Below are 24,498 nucleotides of genomic sequence, written 5' to 3'. Positions count from 1 at the left end.
CCCAATGATTTCGCGATGCAATGCGTAATTTGAACTATTCCTACCGCTTTTGTCACGTCGTCGTGAAAGATAGCAACTTAACCGACCTGATCGCGGATACGATCAAGTGACTCTTGGCGGCCAAGCACGAACAGCACATCGAATACACCTGGAGAAGTAGCTTTTCCAGTCAGAGCGGCGCGCAGGGGTTGTGCAATCTTGCCCAACTTCAGCCCTGCGGCTTCAGCATGCGCACGCACCGCCGCATCAAGTGGCTCAATGTTCCATTCGCTTACCGATTCCAGATGTGGCAAGACCGAGCCGAGTATCGCTCGACCTTCATCATTGAGCAATGACGCTGCTTTTTCATCCAGATCGAGCGGGCGCGTTGCGAAAATGAACTTCGCGCCGTCGGCCAGTTCTTTCAGGGTCTTTGCGCGATCTTTCAGGCCTGGCATTGCGGCGAGAAGTTGGGCGCGGTGCTTGTCATCGAGCGCGTCGGCCAGCTCCTTGCCACCTTCCAGTTCCGGTAGCACCGTGACAAGCGCATCAAACAATGAATTGTCATCGCTTGTGCGCATATAGAGGCCATTGATGGCTTCAAGCTTCTGGAAGTCGAAGCGTGCGGCGCCCTTGTTGATGTCCTTGACGTCGAACCACTCGATCATCTGCTCGGTGGACATGATTTCGTCATCGCCATGGCTCCAGCCAAGGCGGACGAGATAATTACGCAGCGCTTCGGGCAAATACCCCATAGCGCGATAGGCATCGACGCCAAGCGCACCGTGACGTTTGGAGAGCTTCGCGCCGTCCGCGCCATGAATGAGGGGAATATGCGCCATTTGCGGCACATCCCAGCCCATGGCATTGTAAATCACGGTCTGGCGAGCAGCATTGGTGAGATGGTCGTCACCACGGATGATGTCAGTTACACCCATATCGTGGTCGTCGACGACAACGGCATGCATATAGGTCGGCGTGCCGTCCGAGCGCAGGATGATGAAATCATCCAGATCCTTGTTTGGGAACCGTACATCGCCCTGCACGGCGTCGCGGACGACGGTTTCGCCGTCTTGCGGCGCTTTGATTCGAATGACAGGCTTGATGCCTGCCGGAGCTTCCGTAGAAGGGCGCTCGCGCCAGCGTCCATCATAACGCGGAGGGCGGCCTTCAGAACGAGCCTTTTCGCGCATTTCTTCCAGTTCCTGCGGCGACGCATAGCAATAATAGGCCTTGCCATTCGCGACCAGTTCTTCGGCCACTTCACGATGGCGCGGCGCACGCTCGAACTGCGAAATGACGTCACCGTCCCAATCCAGCCCGAGCCAACTCAGTCCATCGAGAATTGCAGCCGTGGCTGCATCGGTGGAACGTTCGCGGTCGGTATCCTCGATGCGCAGAAGCATCTTGCCTCCACTATGTCTGGCATAAAGCCAGTTGAACAGCGCGGTGCGGGCTCCGCCAATGTGAAGGAAACCCGTGGGCGAGGGGGCAAAACGGGTGACGACCGGTTTCGACATGACGGCTCCACTATATTGCCTCGCAAAGCTGCGATGAGTGCCGGGAACGAGGCGAAATTCTGAATTTGCATTGCCCACCGGCTGGCAGCCTGTGGGCTATTCGGGTTCTTGGTGCGCGAACCCACTCGATTTTAACTCGCGTTCATGTAGCATAGGCAGCACAGTGCGCAAGGGCTTTGCGTTTGTTTAGCTGAGCCGGAATGGGCACAGAAACACTTTTGCAGTCAGGCGGGGGCATGACGGGCATAAGCGAAACACAGGAGATCGACGAGCGGGCGCTTGTGAAAAGCATGCCCGATGGTCTTGCTCGCTCACTATTGCCCGAGCCATGGCAGACCCATGTCAGCGATGGCGAGTCGCCATATCCGCCAGAGACGAAACCTATTCGTCTTTATGAACGACTGGCCGGACTTTTCACCAAAACGTTCGACGCTATTGGTATCGTATGGGGCCGCGAAGCGGGGAGAGGCCTTGTCTTCCTCTTGCTTCCGGTATTTGCCGGTTGCGGAGCACTTATTTATTTCACACTTTCCTTCGAGCCGTACTGGCTGCCGCTGCTATCCATTCTCACGGGATTGATTATTGTGCGCATACTGGTACGCGCGCATTTTATGCCTGCGCAGATTTTGACGCTTGTTGTCGTGCTGCAATTGGGATTGATCGCTGGAAAAGTAGAAACTGAGCGGCGGGCCACGCAGATGTTGGGGTCCGAAGTTTCTGCCCGCGTCACCGGACGGGTCGTGGCGCTGGAATATCGGAACAATGAAAGCTGGCGTGTTACGCTCGACCTGCTTGAAACAGAAAGGCCCAAACTGCGCTATGCGCCGCAACGCATAAGGATTACCGCCCGCGATATTCCTGCCAATACGACGATCGGCAGCGGATTGAACGGCTTTGCCCGCTTGCGTGTAGCATCAGGTCCCGTCAGACCCGGAAATTACGATTTCGCATTTCATGCCTATTTCAGCGGCATTGGCGCTAACGGGTTTTTTCTGGGAACGCCGAAACTTGTTGCTGTGCCGGAAGCGACAGGCATGGTTGCGAAAATCTCCGAGCGGATCGCCACGCTTCGGATCAAGATTTCTGAGCGCATTGCGGAAGTGCTCTCTGGGGAAAACGGCAGTGTCGCGGCGGCGCTGATTGCCGGAGAACGTGCTGGCATCAGCGAGGAGACCAATGAAGACCTGCGTAAATCCGGGCTTGCACATATTCTGTCTATTTCCGGATTGCACATGGCTTTGGCGGCGGGCGTTGTCATGTTGTCACTGCGTTCGTTGTTCGCCCTGTTTCCCGCGTTCAGCCAGCGGCACCCTGTCAAGAAATATGCCGCTTTTCTGTCGCTGTTGAGCTGCACGTTCTATCTGGCAATGTCGGGTGCGGATGTTGCTGCCCAGCGTAGCTATGTCATGATCGTCGTGATGCTTTGTGCGCTTCTGGTGGATCACGCCGCGATCAGCATGCGCAATCTGGCGATTGCAGCAATTGCAATGATCGCAATTTCTCCCCATGAAATTCTGGGGCCAAGCTTCCAGATGTCTTTCTCCGCGACTGCTGCCCTTATCGCAGCCTTTGCATGGTGGAGTGACAGACGGGCCAGCAAACGGTCCAGCGAGGAAAATGACCGCACATCACCCTATGGACTTGCGGCAAAAATTTTCAGGCCCGCGCTGGCCACAGCCGGGACATCAATGGTGGCAGGGCTGGCGAGCGGAATTTTCGCGGCATATCATTTCAACAATACCGCGCCGCTAGGGCTAGTCGGCAATGTGCTCGCCCTGCCGGTAATTTCCATTCTGGTGATGCCGTTTGCTGTTCTGAGCCTACTGCTGATGCCATTGCAACTCGACTGGCTACCTTTGCAAATCATGGGTTTCGGCGTGTCGATGGTCCGCCAGATTGCTGGTTTTGTTGCCAACATATCGCCGGAAGGCAATCCTGGTGCTATACCCGTCACCACACTTTTGCTTTGGACTGCGGCCGTTGTGATTGCCGTCATTTTTACCACGCGGTTGCGATGGTTGGCGTTGCCATTTATCGTTGCAGGATTTATCGTATTCATACGAACGCCATTGCCCGATATTCTGATAAGCGAAGATGCAAAGCTCATTGCGGTTCGGTTGCCGGATGGCAATTTTGCCGTCAATCATAACAGGCCACCAAAATTCACCGCGCAAAACTGGCAAACCGCCTATCTGATCGATGAGTTTATTCCCCCTCAAAAGGTTGGAAAACAAAACCCGGTTTCTGATGAGAATGCTTTCATTTGCGAGGAGGAAGTGTGCAGCATCCCTCTGCGGGATGGGCGCATGTTGGCCTATAGCGCCGATGAGAGTGGAGAGGAAATCGCCTGTAATATCGGGGATTTAGTGATTCTGGCGGTTGTTGGCAAAGTGCGCGGCTGTGGCCGATCCAATGTCCTTGTCATTGGCAAGCAGGAACTAGCCTTAAAAGGAACTTTGGAAATAAGGTTAGGCCGAAAGCTGTCGGATATCCCCGAAAAGGCCGATAGCGCGTCGGACGACAAAGAAAACGGCTTTCTGGAAGAGGGGCGTCCTGTTCCTCGATCGCCGGTTGAGGCGTCGGAGGCAGTCAGAAAATCTATATATGGTGACGAGCTGATCTTTGCAGTCGGCACGCCAGTGCGCCCCTGGCATCTGCATCGCCTTTATTCCCGACCGGCACGCGGTTTGCCAGAACGCGAATATAAAAGAAAGTCTGCAAATTAGAGCGGTTCCTGTTTAAACGGAACCATCGGGCCCGCTCTGATTTTTGTTTTACGCATGCCTTTATTGGAAAAGCGTAGGTCAGTAGCGGCGGATGAGACCAATCAGCTTGCCCTGCACCTGTACCCGGTCCGGGCCGAAGATACGAGTTTCATAGGCGGGATTGGCAGCTTCCAGTGCAATCGATGCGCCCTTACGGCGAAAGCGCTTCAACGTGGCTTCTTCGTCGTCCACAAGCGCTACAATGATTTCGCCTGGGCTGGCTGTATTGCCACGTTTTATAATGACGGTGTCTCCGTCGAATATGCCTGCTTCGATCATCGAGTCACCTTTGACTTCGAGGGCATAATGTTCGCCCGGGCCAATCATTTCGGGGGGCAAGCTTAGAGAATGGGTCTGGTTCTGAATAGCGGAAATCGGAACGCCCGCAGCAATCCGACCCATAACCGGAATCGAAACGGTTGCGGAGGCATCGCTGCTGGTTGCCGATGGCGGCGCTGGCTGAGGCGGAGGAGCTTTGCCCAAGCTGCCTTCTATGACGCTTGGCGCAAATTTCTTCTGCGCATTGAGGCCCGGTGCGATGGAATCAGGCAGTCGCAGCACCTCGAGCGCTCGTGCACGATTGGGTAGCCTGCGGATGAAACCACGCTCTTCAAGCGCTGTGATCAGCCGATGAATACCTGATTTGGAAGCAAGATTGAGCGCTTCCTTCATTTCGTCGAAAGAAGGTGGAATGCCAGACTCTTTTAGACGTTCATGAATGAACAGCAGAAGCTCGTGCTGTTTACGGGTTAACATGTGCGCTACCCTCCCGGCCCAGAATCAAATAAAAACAAATGCAGAACAAACACTATATGTTCCAGTCTTGTTCTGCAATGGTTTTAAAATAATTAATGAAGGCTAAAATAATGTTGGCCGGAAAGGCAGGAGATTATCGGGCATCGCAGCTTTTAGAGCATAAGAACGTGGCAGGGGTCGCCTTCTGATGCTGCGGATGCGCTCGCTTCGCGAATGAGAAGGGTATCAGCGCGCACCAGAGCGGACAGCATGGATGAATCCTGTATCGGATATGGAGTAGCGATCAGGGTTCCATCATCGGCGCGCTTGATCGTGGCACGGATAAAATCGCGGCGCGCGGTATTGGCGGGCATGGCTGCGCCAAGACGCGCGAGCCTTATATCAGCGGTCTGATCGATGCCGGATAACCTGGCCACTAACGGTTGCAAGAAGATGAGGCTGCAAACAAGGCTCGACACTGGATTGCCTGGCAAGCCGATGACATGCACTATCCTGCCCGAAACATCCTTGCGGCCATACATAAGAGGTTTTCCGGGGCGCATCGCAATCTTCCAGAAGCCGAGATCAACCCCGCAATTGCGCAATGCGCCATGAACGAAGTCGCGGTCTCCGACTGATGCACCGCCAATCGTTACGAGAATGTCGATATCGTCATCAAATGCTGCGCTGATTGTGGCCTCGATCAGGGATAGATCGTCCTGAACTATGCCCAGATCGTTTGCGTCTCCACCTGCGCGGCGCACGATTTCGGCAACGCCGACGCTATTGGAGGCAATGATCTGATCCTTGCCGGGGGTGATGCCGGGCGCGACAAGCTCATCGCCAGTGGCGAGAATGGCGACGCCTGGCTTCTTGTAAACGGAAACAGCTGAATGACCGCTTGCGGCTGCCAGCGACAAAGCGGGGGCATCAAGTTCTCTTCCAACTGGGAGAAGTTCATCGCCCGGTGCGAAATCGAGACCAGCGCGGCGGATATGGCGGGTTTTTGTAATACCTTCCAGAATGGTAAGCCGATCACCGGAGCGTTGTGTGTGCTCCTGAATAACGATCGTATCGGCCTCTTTGGGGAGAGGTGCGCCGGTGAATATCCGCACGGCCTGCCCACGGGACAGCCGCCCTTCAAATTGCTTGCCAGCCGCCGATTCGCCGATAATCTCGAATTCGAGCGGATAGGCGATCTCATCAGGCGCGATCAGCGCATAACCGTCCATGGCCGAACAGTCGAAGGGCGGTTGCATAAGGCGAGCTTGCAGCGGTTCGCAGACGACCCGCCCTCCGGCGGAAGCCAGCGCGACCTGCTCGGCACCGCGCGGAGCGGCACCCTCCAATATGCGGGCCAGTGCCTCATCGACCGAAAGAAGGGACATTTTGTTTCCTCCCGTGGGAATCTCAGGCTTTCCAGTCGCCTGATTTGCCGCCGCTTTTTTCGACCACCCGGATGCCGGTCATTTCCATATGGCGGTCAACCGCCTTGGCCATGTCGTAAATGGTGAGACACGCGACGGAAACGGCGGTCAATGCTTCCATTTCGACGCCAGTGCGACCTTTGAGCTTTGCCGTTGCGCGCACGCGCAATCCGGGCAGCGCCGGTTCTGGCTCAATATCCACTGACACTTTCGTCAGCATCAGGGGATGACACAAAGGGATGAGCTCGGCAGTTTTCTTGGCGGCCATGATACCGGCTATCCGGGCAGTGGCGATGACGTCACCCTTGGCAGCATTACCTTCAAGAATCAGCGCCAGCGTTTCCCGCTTCATCCTGACCGCGCCTTCGGCGGTGGCCTCGCGCCCGGTTTCATTCTTGTCGCCGACATCGACCATATTGGCGGCACCCGTGTGATCAAGATGGGTGAGCTTTGGCGTCATTGGTCAGCCTTGCCGGTCAGCAACTCACGCGTGGCTGCGGCCACATCGTCCTTTCGCATGAGACTTTCCCCGATCAGGAACGTTCCGATGCCGGATTTTTCGAGCCGCAAACAATCCCCATGGGTGAAAATACCACTTTCACCGACCAGAAGACGATCCGAAGAAACCATATTGGCCAGCCGCTCGCACACCGCCAGATCGACTTCAAACGTGCGCAGATTGCGGTTGTTGACACCAACAAGACGAGAGGAAAGCTTGAGCGCACGCTCCATTTCCGCTTCGTCATGCACTTCGATCAAGGCATCCATGCCCAGTTCGAAAGCGGTTTCTTCCAGTGCTTTAGCCAGATCGTCATCAATGCTGGCAAGAATGATAAGAATGCAGTCTGCGCCCCAATTGCGCGCTTCATGAACCTGATAGGTATCGAAAAGGAAATCCTTGCGCAGCGCGGGCAATGAGCAGGCATTGCGAGCGGCGCCCAGAAATTCCGGTGCACCCTGAAAGGATGGGGCGTCGGTCAATACGGACAGGCAGGCAGCACCGCCTTCCTCATAGGCATGGGCCAGTGCCGGAGGATCGAAATCGGGACGAATCAGACCCTTTGAGGGGCTGGCCTTCTTGATCTCGGCAATGAGAGCGAATTTATCCGCTGCTCGTTTTGCTTCCAGCGCCTTGAGAAATCCGCGCGCGGGTGGCTGATCCTTGGCGCGGGCTTTCACTTCTTCCAGCGGCAGACGCGCTTTGGCGGCTGCGATTTCATCACGCTTATAGGCTTCGATCTTGCGCAGAATGTCGGTGGACATGAAGCAAATCCTTCCTGGTCAGAGCGGTCTGTCATTGGTGACTGCGATCACCTTTTGCAGAACCGTCAATGCCGCGCCGCTGTCAATAGACTGGGCGGCAAGTGCGATGCCTTCCCTGATATCTCCGGCCTTGCCGGCAATAACCAGTGCCGCACCGGAATTGAGCAGCACGATATCGCGATAGGCATTCTGATTTCCTTCAAGAACGCCCAGAAGCGCCCTGGCATTTTCCGCGGCCTCACCGCCCTTTAATTGGGCCGGATCGACGCGGCGAAGGCCGACATCTTCCGGCTCTAGCTCGAAAGTGCGGATATTGCCGTCTTCAAGGGCAGCGATCCTCGTGGTGCCTGCCGTAGTCATTTCATCAAGGCCATCGCCGTAGACGACCCATACTGTTTCGGAGCCAAGTTCCTTGAGCACATGCGCTAGAGGCTCGACCCAATCGGCGGAAAAGACTCCAAGAAGCTGGCGCTTTACGCCTGCGGGATTGGAGAGGGGACCAAGCAGATTGAATATAGTGCGTGTACCCAGTTCAACGCGCGACGGGCCGACATGGCGCATTGCCGAATGATGTGTAGGCGCGAACATGAAGCCAAGACCTGCTTCATTTATGCAGCGCCCGATGGTGTCCGCGTCGGCTTCGATATTGACCCCGAGCGCGGCCAGGGCATCGGCTGCACCCGAGCGCGATGAAAGTGCGCGATTACCATGTTTGGCTACGGGCACGCCTGCGCCTGCGACGACAAATGCCGAACAGCTCGATACATTATAGGAACCCGACTGGTCGCCACCAGTGCCGACAATATCCACGGCGCCGACAGGGGCCGAAACTGGCAGCATACGCGCACGCATGGAGGCAACGGCTCCGGCGATTTCCGGCACGGTTTCTCCGCGTACGCGCAGTGCCATGAGAAAACCGCCAATTTGCGAAGGAGTCGCCCGCCCGGACATCATGATGTCGAAGGCAGCTTTTGAATCCTCGAACGACAAGGAAGAGCCGGAGGCAACCTTTGCGATATAGGGTTTTAGATCGGCCATGATTCCATACCTGGTGCGGATCAGAATGCGAGGGCGTTGTTGATGACGCTCTGGTTCACTCTGACCGGATATTGTTTTTGCAACTCGCCGACGAATTGCTCGAGAATATCGTCTCCAAGCCTTGTGGACAAATAGTCCCGCTGTTCTTGTGGAATGGCTTCCGGTCCTGCTGCCGTCGGCGCCGTCACTTCCACCACCTTGAAGAGTATCTGCGCATCGTCCGACGACGCCGCTGCTATGCCCGTATGGCCATTAGGACCACGGAAGACCTGAGCGGTCGCTGCCGAGCCGAAATCAGCATCGTTGGTGCTACGGGTAATGCCGCGCTTGGTCTGTTTTTCTGTATCCGCTTCAGCGGCGATCACATCAAGCGTCTCGCCGCTATCGAGGCGCTTCTTAAGGTTTTCCATGCGCTGGCTGAGCCGCTTGACAGCTTCTTCACCTTTCCATGCGGCGATAGTCTGGTCCTTGACTTCATCAAGCGTACGGTCGCGGGCAGGGGTAACTTCATCCACCTGATACCAGAGGTAGCCGGTATTGCCCATGGTCAGCGCATCATTATCGAAACCCTGATCAGCTTCGAACGACGCGGAAAGCAAGGCTTCCGCATTGGGCAGGTCGACCGCGCTTCCGGCCATATCGTTGCCTTCGGCGTCGATAGAGTCGACGGTCACGGCCTTCAGATTAAGCTTGCCTGCAACTTCCGCCATGGTGGCACCATCCGAGCGCTCCTGCTCGTAGCTGTCATGGATACCGTTGATGGAGCTGATGGCGATATTGGTCGCAACCGTGCTGCGGATTTCGCTTTCAACTTCACTCAGCGCCCTGATATGCGCGGGATGGACTTTGGATACACGCAGGATCACTGGGCCGAAAGCGCCATTCACAACTTCGCTGACGCCGCCTTCGTTCAATGCAAAGGCTGCATCGGCAATGACCGGATCGGGGAGAGCCGATTTTTCAAAGGTGCCGAGCGTGAGATCGGCTTCCGACTTGCCCTGTTCCTTGCCGATGTCCATGAAGCTGGTTCCGGCGAGGATTTTCTGATGTGCGGCTTGCGCGGAAGCGTCATCAATAAAGCTCAATTGCTCGATGATACGCGTTTCGGGTGTACTGAACTGATCGCGGTTCTTTTCGTAATAATCGTCGATTTCTTCCTGCGTGACGGCGGAGGGGTCAGCAATATCGGACGGCTCCAGCTTCACATAAGTGATCTTGCGATATTCGGGCGCCCGATATTCATCCTTATGTGCTTCGAAATAGGTCTTGAGGACTTCATCGGAAGGGGCAGGGATGCTATCCGCTTTCTCTGCTGGAATAGCGATGTAATCGGCGCTTCGGCTTTCGCCCTGATAGAGAGCAAGCGCCTTGAGCATGGTATCGGGCATTTTCACGCCATCGGTTGCCGCTTCCACAATCTGTTGGCGTCGGGCGACATTCGCACGGTTGTCGAGATAGTCTTGTGGGCGGATACCCGCCTGACGCAACACGGCGTCAAACTGGGAGCGGCTGAAATTTCCGCTTGCGTCCTGAAATGAAGGATCCTGAGCGGTCAAGCGAGCGATTCCGTCTTTGGAGAGACCGAGCTGCATATTGCGTGCCTCCTCATCGAGAACGACACCGGCCGCAAGCTGTGCCAGAACCTGGTGTTCTATGCCTAATGACTGCGCCTGTTCGCGGGTTAGCCGCTGCCGGAACTGCTGCGACAAACGCAAGAGCTGCTGTTCATAAGCAAAACGGTAGTCTGTTGCACTGACTTCCGACTTGCCGGCGCTCAACGCAGCATTGCCTGCCCTGTCGCCTTGGAAAGCATCGGATATGCCCCAGACTGCAAAGCTTAACACAAGCAGGCCAAGCAAAAATTTGGCGACCCATGAGCGGGCGGCATTACGCAAGCTGTCGAGCATCGGAAACCCTTCGAGAATAAAACATAGCTCGGCTATCGATATAGAAGCCTTGAAAGGGGATAACCTCAAGCTAGGCCCTGATGCAAGGTCTCATTGAATATCGAGTACCTAGAACATTGCATTGAAGGGCAAATACGCTTAGTCAGGGCAAAATCTGGCGCTCCGTACCGTTCTCAATTGAGCGGAGCGTTGCTCAAGGTGAGGAGAATGCGATGACTCCGGGAATCCGTCCGTTGGTGGCTGGCAACTGGAAAATGAATGGCACGGGGGAATCCCTTACGGAATTGCGCGCCATAGCAGCGGGTCTGAGTTCCGATCTGGGCCGCAAGCTCGATGCCGTCATTTGTGTTCCGGCAACATTACTATCGCGCGCGATAGAAACGCTGGAGGGCGGGGCCGTAGTATTGGGCGGTCAGGACTGCCATCAAAAGGTTTCGGGTGCGCATACAGGCGAAATTTCCGCTCCAATGCTGAAAGAGGCGGGCGCAAACCATGTGATTCTGGGCCACTCGGAGCGCCGCACCGATCAATTTGAAACCAATGAGCTGATCCGAAGCAAAGCCGAGGCCGCGTGGGCTGCCGGGCTGGTAGCCATCGTCTGCGTGGGCGAGACGGCCGACGAGCGAAAGGCGGAACGCACGCTGGAAGTAATCGGTGCACAGCTTGCCGCCTCACTGCCGGAAGGCGTGAGCGCGGAAAATACGATTGTCGCCTATGAACCCGTTTGGGCGATCGGGACCGGCATGACGCCGACCGTTCAGGATGTGCGCGCTGCCCATGCGTTCATGCGAGAAAAACTGGCCGAGCGTTTTGGCGCCAATGGAACGCATCTGCGTCTGCTCTATGGCGGCTCGGTCAAGCCTTCAAACTCTGCCGAATTGCTGGGCGTGGCTGACGTGGACGGTGCGCTGGTCGGAGGCGCAAGCTTGAAAGCTGCCGACTTTCTCGCCATATGCGAAACCTATCGCAATCTGTGACCGGTATTCGTATCTGTCCGGGGTTGGATTATCGTATAATAAGGTGTAAGAGCCGCTCTATCTGTTTGTATCATCGTCCGGCCGGACGCAAATTTGCCGGAATGGCATTAGTTCAGAGACATAAAGACCGTAACCTATGCAGACCATAGTCATTGTCATTCATTTGTTGATCGTCCTAGCGCTTGTCGGCGTGGTGCTTATCCAGCGCTCCGAAGGCGGTGGCCTTGGTATCGGCGGCGGCTCGGGCTTCATGACGGCGCGAGGCGCTGCGAATGCGCTCACCCGTACGACGGCCATTCTGGCAGCTGCCTTTTTCGCGACCTCGCTCCTCCTGGGCATCATGGCGCGTTTTGGTGATCGCCCGACCGACATTCTCGACCGTATTCCGGCGGCGACTGGTAGCCAGACTCAGCCTGCAAGCGGTAATGGGACAGACGGCGGCGGAATTCTGGATCAATTGGGCGGCGAATCTTCACGCACCAACAGTGATGAGGCGCCTGCACCCGATGCCGCTCCGGCAGGCACGACCAATCAGGTTCCGAATTCGCAATAGGCTATTTGCAGGACACGAATTTGAAAACCGGCCGATGAAGGCCGGTTTTCTTTTTGTTAACCATCCTCTCCCAAAGTGTTGCATGCAGGCAATAGGGTGTGTTGAATCGCTGCAGGCTGAGCTTGCGGCGAATTGAGTAGCGCTACTGTTTCCAGTAAGGAAAATGAAAGCCTGATTGTTATGGAGCGACAGGCGTTTTCCCATATATGCCAGGATTTCAGGAACTGATCATGACTTCGCGCTTTATTTTGATGGCTGGTATTGCAAGTCTTTGCATCGGGCTTGCCGGTCCCGCTTATGCTGCCTCCCCGACCGATGCAAAAGCCAATTCGGGAACGAAGAAGAAGAGTGCAGCCAGTACCGCTACGGCAAAGAAGGTGGTGCTCAACCGGTACAATATCGATCCGCGCTACCACGCCCAGACGGTTCCCTTCAGCGGCTACAAGCCGGGGACGATTGTGATCGATCCGGCGAAATATTTCCTCTATTTCATCGAAACTCCAACGACCGCGCGTCGCTACGGGATTGCTGTGGGTAAAGTGGGGATGGAATTCAAGGGAACTGCGACCGTTGACGCCAAGCGCGAGTGGCCACGCTGGATCCCCACCAAGGACATGATCGAACGCAGCCCATCGCAATATGGGCGTTACAAGAACGGTATGGATGGCGGTCCGGGCAACCCGCTTGGTTCACGCGCCATGTATCTCTTTCAGGGTAATAAAGATACTTACATCCGCATCCACGGCACGACTCAGCCATGGACCATTGGCAGTTCCGCTTCGAACGGGTGTTTCCGCATGACCAATGAAAACGTCATGGATCTCTATGAACGCGTTGGTCTTGGGGCAGAAGTCGTCGTGCTCTGACGACAGAGCAGTTATTGCCGGAGAAGCCGGGCTTGTCCCGGCTTTTATATTGCACTGATGCTGGACGCATGTGCCAACAGCATTAAAGTGCAGGAAAAAAACGCCTGACAGAATTTTTTAGTGGCGGAATCAATCAGAAGGGTCTAACGACATAAGCCCATGGCGCGATATGTATTCATCACAGGCGGCGTGGTTTCCTCCCTCGGAAAAGGCATTGCCGCAGCAGCTTTGGCTGCACTCCTTCAGGCACGCGGTTATCGCGTGCGTATCCGTAAACTCGACCCTTATCTGAATGTCGATCCCGGCACGATGTCGCCTTACCAGCATGGTGAGGTCTTCGTCACTGACGATGGTGCTGAAACAGACCTCGATCTGGGCCACTACGAGCGGTTCACCGGTCGTCCAGCAAACCAGCAGGACAATATCACCACCGGTCGTATTTACCGCAACATCATCGAAAAAGAACGCCGCGGCGATTATCTCGGTGCGACGGTTCAGGTTATTCCGCATGTCACGGATGCAATCAAAAACTTCGTTCTCGAAGGGAACGAAGATTTCGATTTTGTGCTGTGCGAAATCGGCGGCACGGTCGGCGACATCGAAGCGATGCCGTTTCTCGAAGCCATTCGCCAGCTGGGTAACGAACTGCCGCGCGGTAGCGCCGTGTATATCCACCTGACTTTGATGCCGTATATTCCGGCGGCGGGCGAACTGAAGACCAAGCCGACGCAGCATTCTGTCAAGGAACTGCGCTCCATCGGCATTGCCCCGGATGTTCTTTTGGTGCGCGCGGATCGCGCGATTCCACAATCTGAGCGCCGAAAGTTGTCGTTGTTCTGCAATGTGCGCGAAAGCGCTGTCATTCAGGCGCTCGACGTCTCGTCGATCTATGACGTGCCGATCGCCTATCATAAGGAGGGCCTCGATTCCGAGGTTCTGGCCGCGTTTGGAATCGATCCGGCGCCAAAACCGCGCATGGAGCGCTGGGAAGAAATTTCCCGTCTCGTGCACAATCCGGAAGGCGAGGTGACCATTGCCGTCGTCGGCAAGTATACCGAGCTCAAGGACGCCTATAAGTCACTGATCGAGGCGCTTCAGCATGGCGGTATGGCCAACAAGGTGAAGGTTAATCTCGACTGGATCGAAGCGGAAGTCTTTGAAAGCGAAGACCCGGCTCCCTATCTTGAAAAGGTGCACGGTATTCTGGTGCCGGGCGGCTTTGGCGAGCGTGGCGCGGAAGGCAAGATTCTTGCGGCGAAATTCGCACGCGAGCGCAAGGTTCCCTATTTCGGTATCTGCTTTGGTATGCAGATGGCATGCCTTGAGGCCGCGCGTAATCTGGCTGGTATCGAGAATGCTTCCTCGACAGAATTCGGCCCGACCAAGGAGCCTGTTGTCGGTCTGATGACCGAATGGCTGAAGGGCAATATGCTCGAAAAGCGTACGAAGGCAGGCGATCTCGGCGGTACGATGCGTCTTGGCGCTTATGATTCCACGCTTAAAGCGGGAACGCATATCGCCGAAATTTACGGCTCAACCGCAATTTCTGAACGTCATCGCCATCGCTATGAAGTCAATGTCGATTACAAGGACCGGCTGGAAGCATGCGGTCTGGTCTTCTCCGGCATGTCGCCGGATGGCATTCTGCCGGAAACAGTGGAATATGCCGACCATCCGTGGTTCATCGGCGTTCAGTACCATCCAGAGCTGAAATCTCGTCCGTTTGAACCACATCCGCTGTTTGCATCCTTCATCGCCGCTGCCATGGAGCAGGGCAGGCTGGTTTGATGCATGTGAAGAACTTTTACACGCGACGGAATCCCTTTTATAAAGGGGTTCCGTATTGTCGTTCCCGCTCCAGTTCGGGGATATTGTTTGCATTTGAAGGTTTCAGATCATGACGCCCGCCAATTCTTCCGTGAAAATCGGTAATGTCACTTTCTCGAATAGCGCACCTTTGGCACTTATTGCCGGACCGTGCCAGATGGAAAGCCGCGACCACGCTTTCGACATGGCTGGACGCCTCAGGGAAATTGCCGGAAGACTTGGCATCGGCCTCGTCTACAAGTCGAGTTTCGACAAGGCGAATCGCACGTCGCTGAAAGCGCAGCGCGGTATCGGGCTTGAAAAGGCGCTGGAAGTTTTTGCCGATCTCAAGGCAGAGTTCGGATTTCCGGTTCTCACCGACGTCCATACCGAAGAGCAATGCGCCGCCGTGGCGCAAGTGGTGGATGTGCTGCAAATCCCAGCATTCCTCTGCCGCCAGACTGATCTTCTTATTGCCGCTGCGAAGACCGGACGGGTTATCAATGTCAAGAAGGGGCAGTTTCTTGCCCCCTGGGACATGAAAAATGTGCTCGCCAAAATTACGGAAAATGGCAATTCCAATGTATTGGCAACAGAGCGCGGGGCGTCGTTTGGTTATAATACGCTTGTTTCCGACATGCGTTCGCTACCGATCATGGCCGGTTTCGGTGCACCGGTGATTTTCGATGCGACACATTCCGTGCAGCAACCCGGAGGGCAGGGTGGTTCTTCCGGCGGACAACGCGAGTTCGTCGAGACGCTGGCACGCGCGGCCGTCGCTGTTGGCGTGGCGGGCGTTTTCATTGAAACCCATGAAGATCCCGACAATGCGCCCTCTGACGGACCCAATATGGTGCCAATCGATAAAATGCCTGCGCTGCTCGAAAAATTGATGGCTTTCGACCGCATCGCCAAAGAACTTTAAAAATAGGACGATAATTCACAGGGCGAGGGATTTTCCTTCGCCTTTTGTTTCTATAATGAAGGTCTCACATCGGATTTCTTCAATGGGCCTCGCACCAGAAGCGGGGCAATCTACAGGGAAGGACCTGCTCCTATGACTGCAATCATCGACATCGTTGGCCGCGAAATTCTCGACAGCCGCGGCAACCCGACCGTCGAAGTGGACGTGGTGCTTGAAGATGGCTCGTTTGGCCGCGCGGCCGTGCCGTCCGGTGCATCGACCGGCGCTCATGAAGCCGTTGAATTGCGTGATGGCGGCAGCCGTTATCTCGGCAAGGGTGTCGAAAAAGCCATTGAAGCGGTCAACGGCAAGATTTTTGACGCTATTGCCGGTATTGATGCCGAAAGCCAGTCGCTGATCGATCAGACCATGATCGAGCTTGACGGTTCGCCGAACAAGGGCAATCTGGGCGCCAATGCTATTCTCGGTGTTTCGCTCGCGGTCGCCAAGGCTGCGGCACAAGCAACCGGACTGCCGCTTTATCGCTATGTCGGCGGCGTCAATGCCCATATCCTGCCGGTGCCAATGATGAACATCATCAATGGCGGCGCACATGCGGACAATCCGATTGATTTTCAGGAATTCATGATCCTCCCTGTTGGTGCGCCTTCATTTCGTGAAGCTGTTCGCTATGGCGCGGAAGTGTTCCATACACTTAAAAAACGCCTCAAGGATGCCGGTCATAATACAAATGTCGGCGATGAAGGTGGCTTTGCGCCGAACCTGAAGAATGCGCAGGCGGCTCTCGATTTCGTTATGGAGTCGATTGAAAAAGCAGGGTTCAAGCCGGGCGAAGACATTGCAATCGGCCTTGATTGTGCGTCGACGGAATTCTTCAAGGACGGCAATTACGTTTATGAAGGCGAGCGCAAAACGCGCGACCCAAAGGCGCAAGCCAAGTATCTTGCAAAGCTCGTTGGCGATTATCCGATTGTCTCGATTGAAGACGGTATGGCTGAGGATGACTGGGATGGCTGGAAATACCTGACAGAACTGGTCGGCAATAAATGCCAGCTCGTTGGCGACGATCTGTTTGTCACCAATTCGGCTCGCCTGCGCGATGGCATTCGCATGGGTGTTGCGAATTCGATCCTCGTTAAGGTCAACCAGATTGGCTCGCTGAGCGAAACGCTCGATGCTGTAGAAACCGCCCATAAGGCCGGTTACACGGCTGTGATGTCGCATCGTTCGGGAGAAACCGAGGATGCAACGATTGCCGATCTCGCTGTTGCGACCAACTGCGGCCAGATCAAGACCGGCTCGCTGGCACGTTCGGATCGTACCGCCAAGTACAACCAGCTTATCCGTATCGAGGAAGAATTGGGCAAGCAGGCGGGTTATGCTGGTCGTAGCGCCTTGAAGTTTCTGTAATTCTGACAAGACTGCTCTTGAGGAAAGAACGGCGGCTTTGTGAGCCGCCGTTTGTTTTATTCGGCATTCTCCTTATGGATCATCATGACCACAAGTGCCATCATGCAGGGCAGGGCGTAAAGCAATGCGCCCAATTGCGTGTTGAGCGGATTTTCCTTCGCTTGCCACGCCATGAACCAGTCGCCACCCACGACCATGAAGCCGATGCCCCATACGGCAATGGCGCAAAGCGCGCCCAGCATCGCCCAAGCCTTGCCGCGAGCGAATTCCGAGTAGTCTTTCCGAAAGCTAGAAAGCATCTTGAGAATTCCGGCAGTGGCGAGAATTCCGGCTAGCGTTTCTATGGTCGTAATTGCACCTAAGCCCAGATAGGGCGCCCAGCTTGCCGTGACGGCTCGCCATGTGAGTGCCGGGTTGCCGTAAGTGTCAGTCATGGAAAGTAGAGGGGCGACTGCATTTTGCGCTGTGTCTGTAAAGTCAGCCGTATTGTTAAGAAAACTAAACAGACCCCATAAAGCGGGAAAGAGCGCCATAATGATACATGCAAAGCGTTTCACGATAATATCATTCATATGCTTACCTATTCATTTGAGTAAATAGTATTATTATGATCGTAAATTATTAATAATTATTATATTGGCCTTCTATCTATTCAAGCTATTGATTTATTATTTTAATCAGTAACATTATTACATGATCTTTGTGAGCGGCCTTTTACCGACCTATATTCCAATGGTGCAAATTGACGTGTTTTTAATATGTTGATATCAATGTATAAGCTTCATCCAGCGACAACTCAATGTTGGGCGCGGCCAAAGAATGCAAACGAAGCAATGGGCGGGCAAAAGGGAGAGAGAAATGGCTTATATTGAAGGGTTCGTTGTGCCTGTTCCAAAGGCGAATAAGGAAACCTACCGCAAGCATGCAGCGCAAGCGGCTGCGCTTTTCAAGGAGTTCGGCGTTACTCGCATGGTCGAGGCGTGGGGTGACGATGTACCAGATGGCAAGGTCACTGATTTTCGCCGCGCTGTACAGGCCGGGCCGGATGAAGATGTTGTCTTCTCCTGGTTTGAATATCCGGATAAGGCAACGAGAGATGCCGCTAATGAGAAGATGATGAACGATCCGCGCATGAAAGAGATGGGCAACGAGATGCCTTTCGATGGAAAGCGGATGATATTCGGCGGCTTCTCAACCATTCTCGACGTATAAATTCACTCGTCCAATAATCAGATGGCAGCTTCGGCTGCCATTTGTGTTTTCAGGCGGTAGAGCAACGGAAAATCTCTCAAATTTTTTTTCAGAATAGGGTTGTGATAAACCTCTGTTAAGCAAAATAATGCTTGATGGTAGAAATCGGATTGACGGCCTTTGCACGAATCGGGCCACTCGGAATATCCGGAAAGGAAGCCTGAATGTGGACCAAGCAGAAACGTAAATCCATTCGTGGGCGCTTCGTCCTGCCCGTTCTGACGGCAGCGTTTCTGAGCTATTTCGGTTTTCACGCCTATCATGGCGAGTTCGGGCTTTATTCGCGCATACAGCTTGAAGAGCAGAAAAGCATCCTCACCCGGCAGCTTGAGAAAATTACCGTCGATCGCGTGGCATTGGAAAAGCGAGTCGCGCTTTTGCGCGACGGTTCCATTGAAAAGGACATGCTTGACGAACAGGCCCGCAGGGCGCTTAATCTCTCCCATCCCGATGAGATGACGATAATCCTCTCGCGGGAAGACAGGTCGAATTAACTAAAATCAAGTTAATTGTCTTTTTGTGGTGTGTTTTTAAAGGCTTGGCGGCATAGCAGCTATGCTCCTGGTGCATATTGTATCTTGTAAGATGCCTGTATAACGTCACAATAGAACGACAATTTAGGGAGCGAGATATGGCACCGAGGGCTAAAAGGGCGCCTGCTGGCAAAATGCAGACGTCTTCAGTTAATGCACCCAAGGCACCTGCGCCTGCAAATTTTGACAAGAAGCAGGAACTGGACGCTTATCGTGAAATGTTGTTGATCCGGCGTTTTGAAGAAAAGGCCGGCCAGCTTTATGGCATGGGTTTCATTGGCGGCTTCTGCCATCTCTATATCGGCCAGGAAGCGGTCGTGGTCGGTATGCAGATGGCGTTGAAGGAGGGTGATCAAGTCATCACTTCCTATCGTGACCATGGTCATATGCTGGCAACGGGCATGGAAGCGCGCGGCGTCATGGCCGAACTGACCGGACGTCGTGGAGGTTACTCCAAGGGCAAGGGCGGCTCCATGCACATGTTCTCCAAGGAAAAGGGTTTCTATGGCGGGCATGGCATTGTCGGCGCTCAGGTTCCAATTGGGGCCGGTCTTGCCTTCGCGAACAAGTATCGCGGCAACGACAATGTCTCGCTGACCTATTTCGGCGATGGCGCGGCCAATCAGGGACAGGTCTATGAAAGCTTCAACATGGCGGCGCTGTGGAAGCTTCCGGTGATCTTCATCATCGAGAACAACCGCTATGCCATGGGTACATCGGTTTCGCGTTCTTCTGCTGAAACCGACTTTTCCAAGCGTGGTGTCTCCTTCAATATTCCGGGCATTCAGGTGGATGGCATGGATGTGCGCGCCGTCAAGGCCGCCGCCGATTTCGCTGCCGATTGGGCGCGTTCGGGCAAGGGGCCGCTGATTCTGGAAATGCTCACCTATCGCTATCGCGGTCACTCCATGTCGGACCCGGCGAAGTATCGGACCAAGGAAGAAGTGCAGAAGATGCGTTCGGAGCATGATCCGATCGAGCAGGTCAAGCAGCGTCTGGTCGAAAAGGGCTGGGCAACCGAAGAAGAGCTGAAAGAAATCGACAAGCAGGTACGCGATATTGTCGCCGATGCAGCCGATTTCGCTCAAAACGATCCGGAGCCGGATGTTTCCGAGCTCTACACGGATATTCTGCTCTAATTCTGGAAAGGTGTTGTCATGCCCATAGAAATTCTCATGCCCGCCCTTTCTCCGACGATGGAAGAGGGCAAACTGTCCAAGTGGCTTAAACAGGAAGGCGACAAGGTCGTCTCCGGCGATGTGATTGCCGAGATCGAAACCGACAAGGCGACGATGGAAGTCGAAGCTGTTGATGAGGGTACGGTTGGCAAGATCCTCATCGAAGAAGGCACAGAAGGCGTGAAGGTCAATACGCCGATTGCCGTTCTGCTTGGCGATGGCGAAAGTGCGGACGATATTTCGTCGGCACCGGCGGCGCAAGCCGAGGCACCCAAGGAAGAAGTGAAGCAAGAGCCCAAGACGGAAGACAAGAAGGCCGAAGATAAAAAGGCTGACAGCGTTCCAGCCGCTCCCAGGATAGAAGTAGCTTCCGATCCCGATATTCCAGTCGGCACGGAAATGGTTTCAACAACAGTGCGTGAAGCACTGCGCGACGCCATGGCAGAAGAAATGCGCCGCGATGAAGATGTCTTCGTCATGGGCGAGGAGGTCGCCGAGTATCAGGGCGCATACAAGATCACACAAGGCTTGCTGGACGAGTTCGGCTCGCGCCGCGTCGTCGATACGCCGATCACCGAACACGGCTTTGCCGGTGTGGGTGTGGGCGCCGCCATGGCCGGTCTTAAGCCGATTGTCGAATTCATGACCTTCAACTTCGCCATGCAAGCGGTTGACCAGATCGTCAATTCGGCAGCGAAAACGCTCTATATGTCGGGCGGACAGATGGGGGCGCCCATGGTGTTCCGTGGCCCATCCGGGGCTGCTGCGCGCGTGGCCGCACAACATTCGCAGTGCTATGCTGCATGGTATAGCCATATTCCGGGTCTGAAAGTGGTCATGCCCTACACGGCTGCCGACGCCAAGGGCCTGCTCAAGGCTGCGATCCGCGATCCAAATCCGGTCATCTTCCTTGAAAATGAAATTCTCTACGGTCATCATTTCGATGTGCCCAAGCTCGATGATTTTGTGCTGCCGATCGGCAAAGCGCGCATTCACAAGCAGGGCAAGGACGCGACCATCGTTTCGTTTGGTATCGGTATGACTTATGCCGTAAAAGCCGCGGAAGAACTGGCGGGGCAAGGCATTGATGTGGAAATCATCGACCTGCGCACCATTCGCCCGATGGATATTCCAACGGTTGTCGAATCGGTCAAAAAGACAGGCCGTCTGGTGACTGTGGAAGAGGGCTTCCCGCAATCGTCGGTCGGTACGGAAATTGCGACCCGTGTCATGCAGCAGGCGTTTGATTATCTTGATGCGCCGATCCTGACCATTGCAGGCAAGGATGTGCCGATGCCTTATGCGGCAAATCTCGAAAAACTTGCTTTGCCGACTGTTGCAGAAGTTGTGGAAGCGGTGAAAGCCGTGACCTACACCGCCTGAGGAGGAACGGGACATGCCGATAAATATCACCATGCCTGCGCTGTCTCCGACGATGGAAGAAGGCAATCTGGCCAAATGGCTGGTCAAGGAAGGCGACAAGGTCTCCTCGGGCGATGTGATCGCCGAGATCGAAACCGACAAGGCAACGATGGAAGTCGAAGCCGTTGATGAGGGCACTGTCGCCAAGATCGTCGTTCCGTCCGGTACGGAAGGCGTAAAGGTCAATGCGCTGATCGCAATTCTCGCTGAAGAAGGCGAGGATGTGGCGGAAGCTGCCCAGAGTGCTGGCACTGCTGCTAGCGCGCCAAAGGCGGAAGCGAAGGCCGAAACTCCCAAGGAAGAGCCAAAGGCAGAAGCTGCACCAGCGGCTGCGCCAGCCAGCACTCCGGCTCCGGTCAAGGCTGAGCAGCCGAAGATTGCCGATACGGGCGAGAAGGGCGAGCGCGTCTTCTCATCGCCGCTGGCGCGCCGCATCGCCAAGGATGCAGGCATCGATATTGCAGCCGTCACGGGTTCGGGTCCGCGTGGTCGTGTCGTGCAGCGTGATGTCGAAGCCGCGATTGCTTCAGGCGGTGCCAAAGCTGCCGCTCCACAGGCTGCTGCTGCGCCTGTCGCCGCACCCAAGGCGATGTCGGACGATGCCGTTCTCAAGCTGTTCGAGGAAGGTTCTTACGAAATCGTACCACATGACGGTATGCGCAAGACCATTGCCCGCCGTCTGGTGGAATCCAAGCAGACGGTTCCGCATTTCTATCTGACGATTGATTGCGAACTGGATGCGCTTTTGGCCTTGCGCTCGCAGATCAATGCTGCAGCGCCACTCGTGAAGACGGAAAAGGGCGAGGTTCCGGCCTACAAGCTTTCTGTCAACGATCTGGTCATCAAGGCGACGGCGTTGGCATTACGTGACGTTCCCGATGCGAATGTATCGTGGACCGAAGGCGGTATGCTCAAGCACAAGCGCGCGGATGTCGGCGTAGCCGTTTCCATTCCGGGCGGGCTGATTACGCCAATCGTGCGTCATTCAGAAAGCAAGACACTGTCGGCTATCTCCAACGAGATGAAAGACCTCGCCAAGCGCGCGCGTGACCGCAAGCTGAAGCCTGATGAATATCAGGGCGGCTCGACCTCGGTATCCAATCTTGGCATGTTCGGCGTCAAGGACTTCGCTGCGATCATCAATCCGCCGCATGCGACGATTTTCGCAATCGGTGCAGGCGAGCAGCGCGCCGTGGTCAGAAATGGCGAAATCAAGGTGGCCACGATCATGTCGGTCACGCTTTCGACCGACCACCGGGCGGTCGATGGGGCGTTGGCTGCCGAGCTTGCGCAGGCTTTCAAGCGCCGTATCGAAAACCCGATGGGCATGCTGGTCTGATGGAAAGTGCCGCGCTGAAGGTGCGGCGTTTCCGTCTTTCAGGAATAAGGGCAGGACAATATGGCCGACATCTATGATGTAATTGTTATCGGATCAGGACCGGGTGGTTATGTGACTGCCATTCGCGCAGCGCAGCTTGGCCTCAAGACGGCGATTGTCGAGCGCGAGCATCTGGGCGGTATCTGTCTCAACTGGGGTTGCATTCCGACCAAGGCGCTGCTGCGTTCTGCGGAAGTCCTGCATCTGGGCGAGAATGCCAAGGATTATGGCCTAACGCTGGAAGGCTCGATCAAGGCCGATGTGAAGGCAGTTGTACAGCGTTCGCGCGGCGTGTCGGCGCGCCTGAATGGTGGCGTCGCTTTTCTCATGAAAAAGAACAAGATCGACGTGATCTGGGGCGAAGCCAAGCTCGTCAAGGGCGCCTCGGGCTCTAATCCGGCTGAAATTGCAGTTTCAAAATCGACCAAAGAGCCGATGCAGCCACAGAATCCGGTGCCGAAGGGCGTTCTGGGTGAGGGCAGCTACAAGGCAAAGCACGTTATTGTTGCAACTGGCGCGCGTCCGCGCTCGCTGCCGGGTATCGAGCCGGATGGCAAGCTGATCTGGACCTATTTTGAAGCTATGGTGCCGCCTGCATTGCCAAAATCCATGCTTGTCATGGGATCGGGCGCAATCGGCATTGAATTTGCGTCCTTCTACAATGCGATGGGCGTCGATGTAACGGTCGTCGAACTGATGCCGCAGATCATGCCGGTCGAAGATGCGGAAATTTCAGCTTTCGCGCGCAAGCGTCTGGAAAAGCTCGGCCTCAAGATCATCACCGACGCCAAGGTGACAAAGGTTGAGAAGGGCAAGGATTCCGTTACTGCCCATATTGAAACCAAGGGCGGCAAGGTTGAAAATCTCACCGTTGACCGCATGATTTCCGCAGTCGGGGTGCAGGGCAATATCGAAAATCTCAGCCTTGAAGCGCTTGGCGTCAAGACTGATCGCGGCTGTGTTGTCATCGATGGCTATGGCAAGACCAATGTCGAAGGCATCTATGCGATTGGCGACGTTGCCGGTCCTCCGATGCTGGCGCACAAGGCGGAGCATGAAGGCACGATCTGCGTGGAAAAGATCGCCGGATTGCCCAATGTGCATCCGCTCGACAAGAGCATGATTCCGGGCTGCACCTATTGCAATCCACAGGTCGCGTCGGTTGGCCTCACCGAAGCCAAGGCCAAGGAGCAGGGGCTTGATATCCGGGTTGGCCGTTATTCTTTCGCCGCCAATGGCAAGGCGATTGCGCTGGGTGAAGATCAGGGTATGGTCAAGACGATCTTCGACAAGAAGACGGGCCAATTGCTCGGCGCGCATATGGTTGGCGCGGAAGTCACCGAACTCATTCAGGGCTTCGTTGTGGCGATGAACCTTGAGACGACGGAAGAAGAGCTGATGCATACGGTCTTCCCGCATCCGACCCTCTCCGAAATGATGAAGGAAAGCGTTCTGGATGCCTATGGCCGAGTCATCAATGCCTGATGCATAAAGGAGAGGCAATATTCCTCTGATCGAAGATGGAGGGCCGTGGCGGCGCGCCGCCTGGCCTGCGATCAAATGGT

21 protein-coding genes are annotated in these 24,498 nt (G+C 55.2%); 13 read left to right on the top strand and 8 right to left on the bottom strand.

The features are described 5' to 3' along the window. Positions 1-77: 77 nt before the first annotated feature. Complete coding sequence (gltX, locus tag KUG47_RS13935) at positions 78-1,499, bottom strand: glutamate--tRNA ligase (protein WP_217678583.1); 1,422 nt, start codon at positions 1,497-1,499, stop codon at positions 78-80. Positions 1,500-1,735: 236 nt separating this feature from the next. Between gltX and KUG47_RS13930 the strand changes: the two genes are divergently transcribed. After that, on the top strand, positions 1,736-4,225 hold the full coding sequence (locus tag KUG47_RS13930; protein ID WP_217678663.1) for a ComEC/Rec2 family competence protein: 2,490 nt from the start codon (positions 1,736-1,738) through the stop codon (positions 4,223-4,225). Positions 4,226-4,303: 78 nt separating this feature from the next. Here the strand turns inward: KUG47_RS13930 and lexA are convergent, their stop codons facing one another. The 6 genes from lexA to KUG47_RS13900 all read right to left on the bottom strand — a co-directional run bounded on the left by lexA (position 4,304) and on the right by KUG47_RS13900 (position 10,634). Next, positions 4,304-5,020 (bottom strand): transcriptional repressor LexA, encoded by a 717-nt coding sequence (gene lexA / locus KUG47_RS13925; RefSeq protein WP_217678582.1) that lies wholly within the window; start codon positions 5,018-5,020, stop codon positions 4,304-4,306. A gap of 152 nt (positions 5,021-5,172) precedes the next feature. Further along, complete coding sequence (locus KUG47_RS13920) at positions 5,173-6,387, bottom strand: molybdopterin molybdotransferase MoeA (protein WP_217678581.1); 1,215 nt, start codon at positions 6,385-6,387, stop codon at positions 5,173-5,175. Positions 6,388-6,409: 22 nt separating this feature from the next. Beyond that, positions 6,410-6,886 carry a cyclic pyranopterin monophosphate synthase MoaC gene (gene moaC, locus KUG47_RS13915; protein ID WP_217678580.1) on the bottom strand — a complete coding sequence of 159 codons (477 nt, stop codon included), beginning with the start codon at positions 6,884-6,886 and terminating at the stop codon, positions 6,410-6,412. Next, positions 6,883-7,689, bottom strand: a complete 807-nt coding sequence (gene trpC, locus KUG47_RS13910; RefSeq protein ID WP_217678579.1) for an indole-3-glycerol phosphate synthase TrpC — start codon at positions 7,687-7,689, stop codon at positions 6,883-6,885. The genes moaC and trpC overlap by 4 nt, the downstream gene beginning before the upstream one ends. Before the next feature lie 18 nt (positions 7,690-7,707). After that, entirely contained in the window at positions 7,708-8,727 is a 1,020-nt protein-coding gene (gene trpD, locus KUG47_RS13905) for an anthranilate phosphoribosyltransferase (protein ID WP_217678578.1), read from the bottom strand. 20 nt (positions 8,728-8,747) lie between these two features. Then, positions 8,748-10,634: a peptidyl-prolyl cis-trans isomerase gene (locus KUG47_RS13900; RefSeq protein WP_217678577.1), complete on the bottom strand. Its 1,887-nt coding sequence runs from the start codon at positions 10,632-10,634 to the stop codon at positions 8,748-8,750. A 212-nt stretch (positions 10,635-10,846) separates the two neighbouring features. Between KUG47_RS13900 and tpiA the strand changes: the two genes are divergently transcribed. The 6 genes from tpiA to eno all read left to right on the top strand — a co-directional run bounded on the left by tpiA (position 10,847) and on the right by eno (position 17,171). Continuing rightward, positions 10,847-11,611, top strand: coding sequence for a triose-phosphate isomerase (tpiA, locus tag KUG47_RS13895; RefSeq protein ID WP_217678576.1), 765 nt, complete (start codon positions 10,847-10,849; stop codon positions 11,609-11,611). Positions 11,612-11,747: 136 nt separating this feature from the next. Next, complete coding sequence (gene secG / locus KUG47_RS13890; protein WP_217678575.1) at positions 11,748-12,164, top strand: preprotein translocase subunit SecG; 417 nt, start codon at positions 11,748-11,750, stop codon at positions 12,162-12,164. A gap of 230 nt (positions 12,165-12,394) precedes the next feature. After that, positions 12,395-13,030 carry a L,D-transpeptidase gene (locus tag KUG47_RS13885; protein WP_217678574.1) on the top strand — a complete coding sequence of 212 codons (636 nt, stop codon included), beginning with the start codon at positions 12,395-12,397 and terminating at the stop codon, positions 13,028-13,030. 159 nt (positions 13,031-13,189) lie between these two features. Further along, positions 13,190-14,818 (top strand): CTP synthase, encoded by a 1,629-nt coding sequence (locus KUG47_RS13880; protein WP_217678573.1) that lies wholly within the window; start codon positions 13,190-13,192, stop codon positions 14,816-14,818. A gap of 109 nt (positions 14,819-14,927) precedes the next feature. Continuing rightward, positions 14,928-15,761 carry a 3-deoxy-8-phosphooctulonate synthase gene (gene kdsA / locus KUG47_RS13875; RefSeq protein WP_217678572.1) on the top strand — a complete coding sequence of 278 codons (834 nt, stop codon included), beginning with the start codon at positions 14,928-14,930 and terminating at the stop codon, positions 15,759-15,761. Positions 15,762-15,893: 132 nt separating this feature from the next. Next, positions 15,894-17,171: a phosphopyruvate hydratase gene (gene eno / locus KUG47_RS13870; protein WP_217678571.1), complete on the top strand. Its 1,278-nt coding sequence runs from the start codon at positions 15,894-15,896 to the stop codon at positions 17,169-17,171. A 56-nt stretch (positions 17,172-17,227) separates the two neighbouring features. Here the strand turns inward: eno and KUG47_RS13865 are convergent, their stop codons facing one another. Beyond that, positions 17,228-17,743, bottom strand: coding sequence for a DUF2165 family protein (locus KUG47_RS13865; RefSeq protein ID WP_217678570.1), 516 nt, complete (start codon positions 17,741-17,743; stop codon positions 17,228-17,230). Between the two features lie 286 nt (positions 17,744-18,029). On the opposite strand from KUG47_RS13865, the gene KUG47_RS13860 reads away from it, so the two are divergent. From KUG47_RS13860 to lpdA, 6 genes are all read left to right on the top strand, one after another. Continuing rightward, the gene (locus KUG47_RS13860; protein WP_217678569.1) at positions 18,030-18,383 is read left to right on the top strand and encodes a DUF1428 domain-containing protein; all 354 of its coding nucleotides are present in this window, start codon (positions 18,030-18,032) and stop codon (positions 18,381-18,383) included. Between the two features lie 203 nt (positions 18,384-18,586). After that, on the top strand, positions 18,587-18,916 hold the full coding sequence (locus KUG47_RS13855) for an FtsB family cell division protein (RefSeq protein ID WP_217678568.1): 330 nt from the start codon (positions 18,587-18,589) through the stop codon (positions 18,914-18,916). Positions 18,917-19,053: 137 nt separating this feature from the next. Continuing rightward, positions 19,054-20,094: a pyruvate dehydrogenase (acetyl-transferring) E1 component subunit alpha gene (gene pdhA, locus KUG47_RS13850; protein WP_217678567.1), complete on the top strand. Its 1,041-nt coding sequence runs from the start codon at positions 19,054-19,056 to the stop codon at positions 20,092-20,094. Positions 20,095-20,112: 18 nt separating this feature from the next. Continuing rightward, the gene (locus KUG47_RS13845) at positions 20,113-21,516 is read left to right on the top strand and encodes a pyruvate dehydrogenase complex E1 component subunit beta (protein ID WP_217678566.1); all 1,404 of its coding nucleotides are present in this window, start codon (positions 20,113-20,115) and stop codon (positions 21,514-21,516) included. A 13-nt stretch (positions 21,517-21,529) separates the two neighbouring features. Beyond that, positions 21,530-22,894, top strand: a complete 1,365-nt coding sequence (locus KUG47_RS13840) for a pyruvate dehydrogenase complex dihydrolipoamide acetyltransferase (RefSeq protein ID WP_217678565.1) — start codon at positions 21,530-21,532, stop codon at positions 22,892-22,894. A gap of 60 nt (positions 22,895-22,954) precedes the next feature. Then, positions 22,955-24,418 carry a dihydrolipoyl dehydrogenase gene (gene lpdA, locus KUG47_RS13835; RefSeq protein ID WP_217678564.1) on the top strand — a complete coding sequence of 488 codons (1,464 nt, stop codon included), beginning with the start codon at positions 22,955-22,957 and terminating at the stop codon, positions 24,416-24,418. Positions 24,419-24,498: the final 80 nt, after the last annotated feature.

The organism is Falsochrobactrum tianjinense, from assembly GCF_019100495.1.
Lineage (GTDB): Bacteria > Pseudomonadota > Alphaproteobacteria > Rhizobiales > Rhizobiaceae > Brucella > Brucella tianjinense.
The sequence above is the reverse complement of the archived record's forward strand: the minus strand, read 5'-3'. Positions and strand labels throughout refer to the sequence as shown.

Excerpts from the sequence above, each read along its gene's own strand:
- KUG47_RS13885 (WP_217678574.1), top strand. The coding sequence starts at position 12,395 with ATGACTTCGCGCTTTATTTTGATGGCTGGTATTGCAAGTCTTTGCATC.
- trpC (WP_217678579.1), bottom strand. The coding sequence starts at position 7,689 with ATGTCCACCGACATTCTGCGCAAGATCGAAGCCTATAAGCGTGATGAA.
- KUG47_RS13855 (WP_217678568.1), top strand. The coding sequence starts at position 18,587 with ATGTGGACCAAGCAGAAACGTAAATCCATTCGTGGGCGCTTCGTCCTG.
- secG (WP_217678575.1), top strand. The coding sequence starts at position 11,748 with ATGCAGACCATAGTCATTGTCATTCATTTGTTGATCGTCCTAGCGCTT.
- pdhA (WP_217678567.1), top strand. The coding sequence starts at position 19,054 with ATGGCACCGAGGGCTAAAAGGGCGCCTGCTGGCAAAATGCAGACGTCT.
- KUG47_RS13840 (WP_217678565.1), top strand. The coding sequence starts at position 21,530 with ATGCCGATAAATATCACCATGCCTGCGCTGTCTCCGACGATGGAAGAA.
- lpdA (WP_217678564.1), top strand. The coding sequence starts at position 22,955 with ATGGCCGACATCTATGATGTAATTGTTATCGGATCAGGACCGGGTGGT.
- KUG47_RS13860 (WP_217678569.1), top strand. The coding sequence starts at position 18,030 with ATGGCTTATATTGAAGGGTTCGTTGTGCCTGTTCCAAAGGCGAATAAG.
- KUG47_RS13900 (WP_217678577.1), bottom strand. The coding sequence starts at position 10,634 with ATGCTCGACAGCTTGCGTAATGCCGCCCGCTCATGGGTCGCCAAATTT.
- eno (WP_217678571.1), top strand. The coding sequence starts at position 15,894 with ATGACTGCAATCATCGACATCGTTGGCCGCGAAATTCTCGACAGCCGC.
- kdsA (WP_217678572.1), top strand. The coding sequence starts at position 14,928 with ATGACGCCCGCCAATTCTTCCGTGAAAATCGGTAATGTCACTTTCTCG.
- KUG47_RS13920 (WP_217678581.1), bottom strand. The coding sequence starts at position 6,387 with ATGTCCCTTCTTTCGGTCGATGAGGCACTGGCCCGCATATTGGAGGGT.
- KUG47_RS13845 (WP_217678566.1), top strand. The coding sequence starts at position 20,113 with ATGCCCATAGAAATTCTCATGCCCGCCCTTTCTCCGACGATGGAAGAG.
- tpiA (WP_217678576.1), top strand. The coding sequence starts at position 10,847 with ATGACTCCGGGAATCCGTCCGTTGGTGGCTGGCAACTGGAAAATGAAT.
- KUG47_RS13865 (WP_217678570.1), bottom strand. The coding sequence starts at position 17,743 with ATGAATGATATTATCGTGAAACGCTTTGCATGTATCATTATGGCGCTC.
- trpD (WP_217678578.1), bottom strand. The coding sequence starts at position 8,727 with ATGGCCGATCTAAAACCCTATATCGCAAAGGTTGCCTCCGGCTCTTCC.
- KUG47_RS13930 (WP_217678663.1), top strand. The coding sequence starts at position 1,736 with ATGACGGGCATAAGCGAAACACAGGAGATCGACGAGCGGGCGCTTGTG.
- moaC (WP_217678580.1), bottom strand. The coding sequence starts at position 6,886 with ATGACGCCAAAGCTCACCCATCTTGATCACACGGGTGCCGCCAATATG.
- KUG47_RS13880 (WP_217678573.1), top strand. The coding sequence starts at position 13,190 with ATGGCGCGATATGTATTCATCACAGGCGGCGTGGTTTCCTCCCTCGGA.
- lexA (WP_217678582.1), bottom strand. The coding sequence starts at position 5,020 with ATGTTAACCCGTAAACAGCACGAGCTTCTGCTGTTCATTCATGAACGT.
- gltX (WP_217678583.1), bottom strand. The coding sequence starts at position 1,499 with ATGTCGAAACCGGTCGTCACCCGTTTTGCCCCCTCGCCCACGGGTTTC.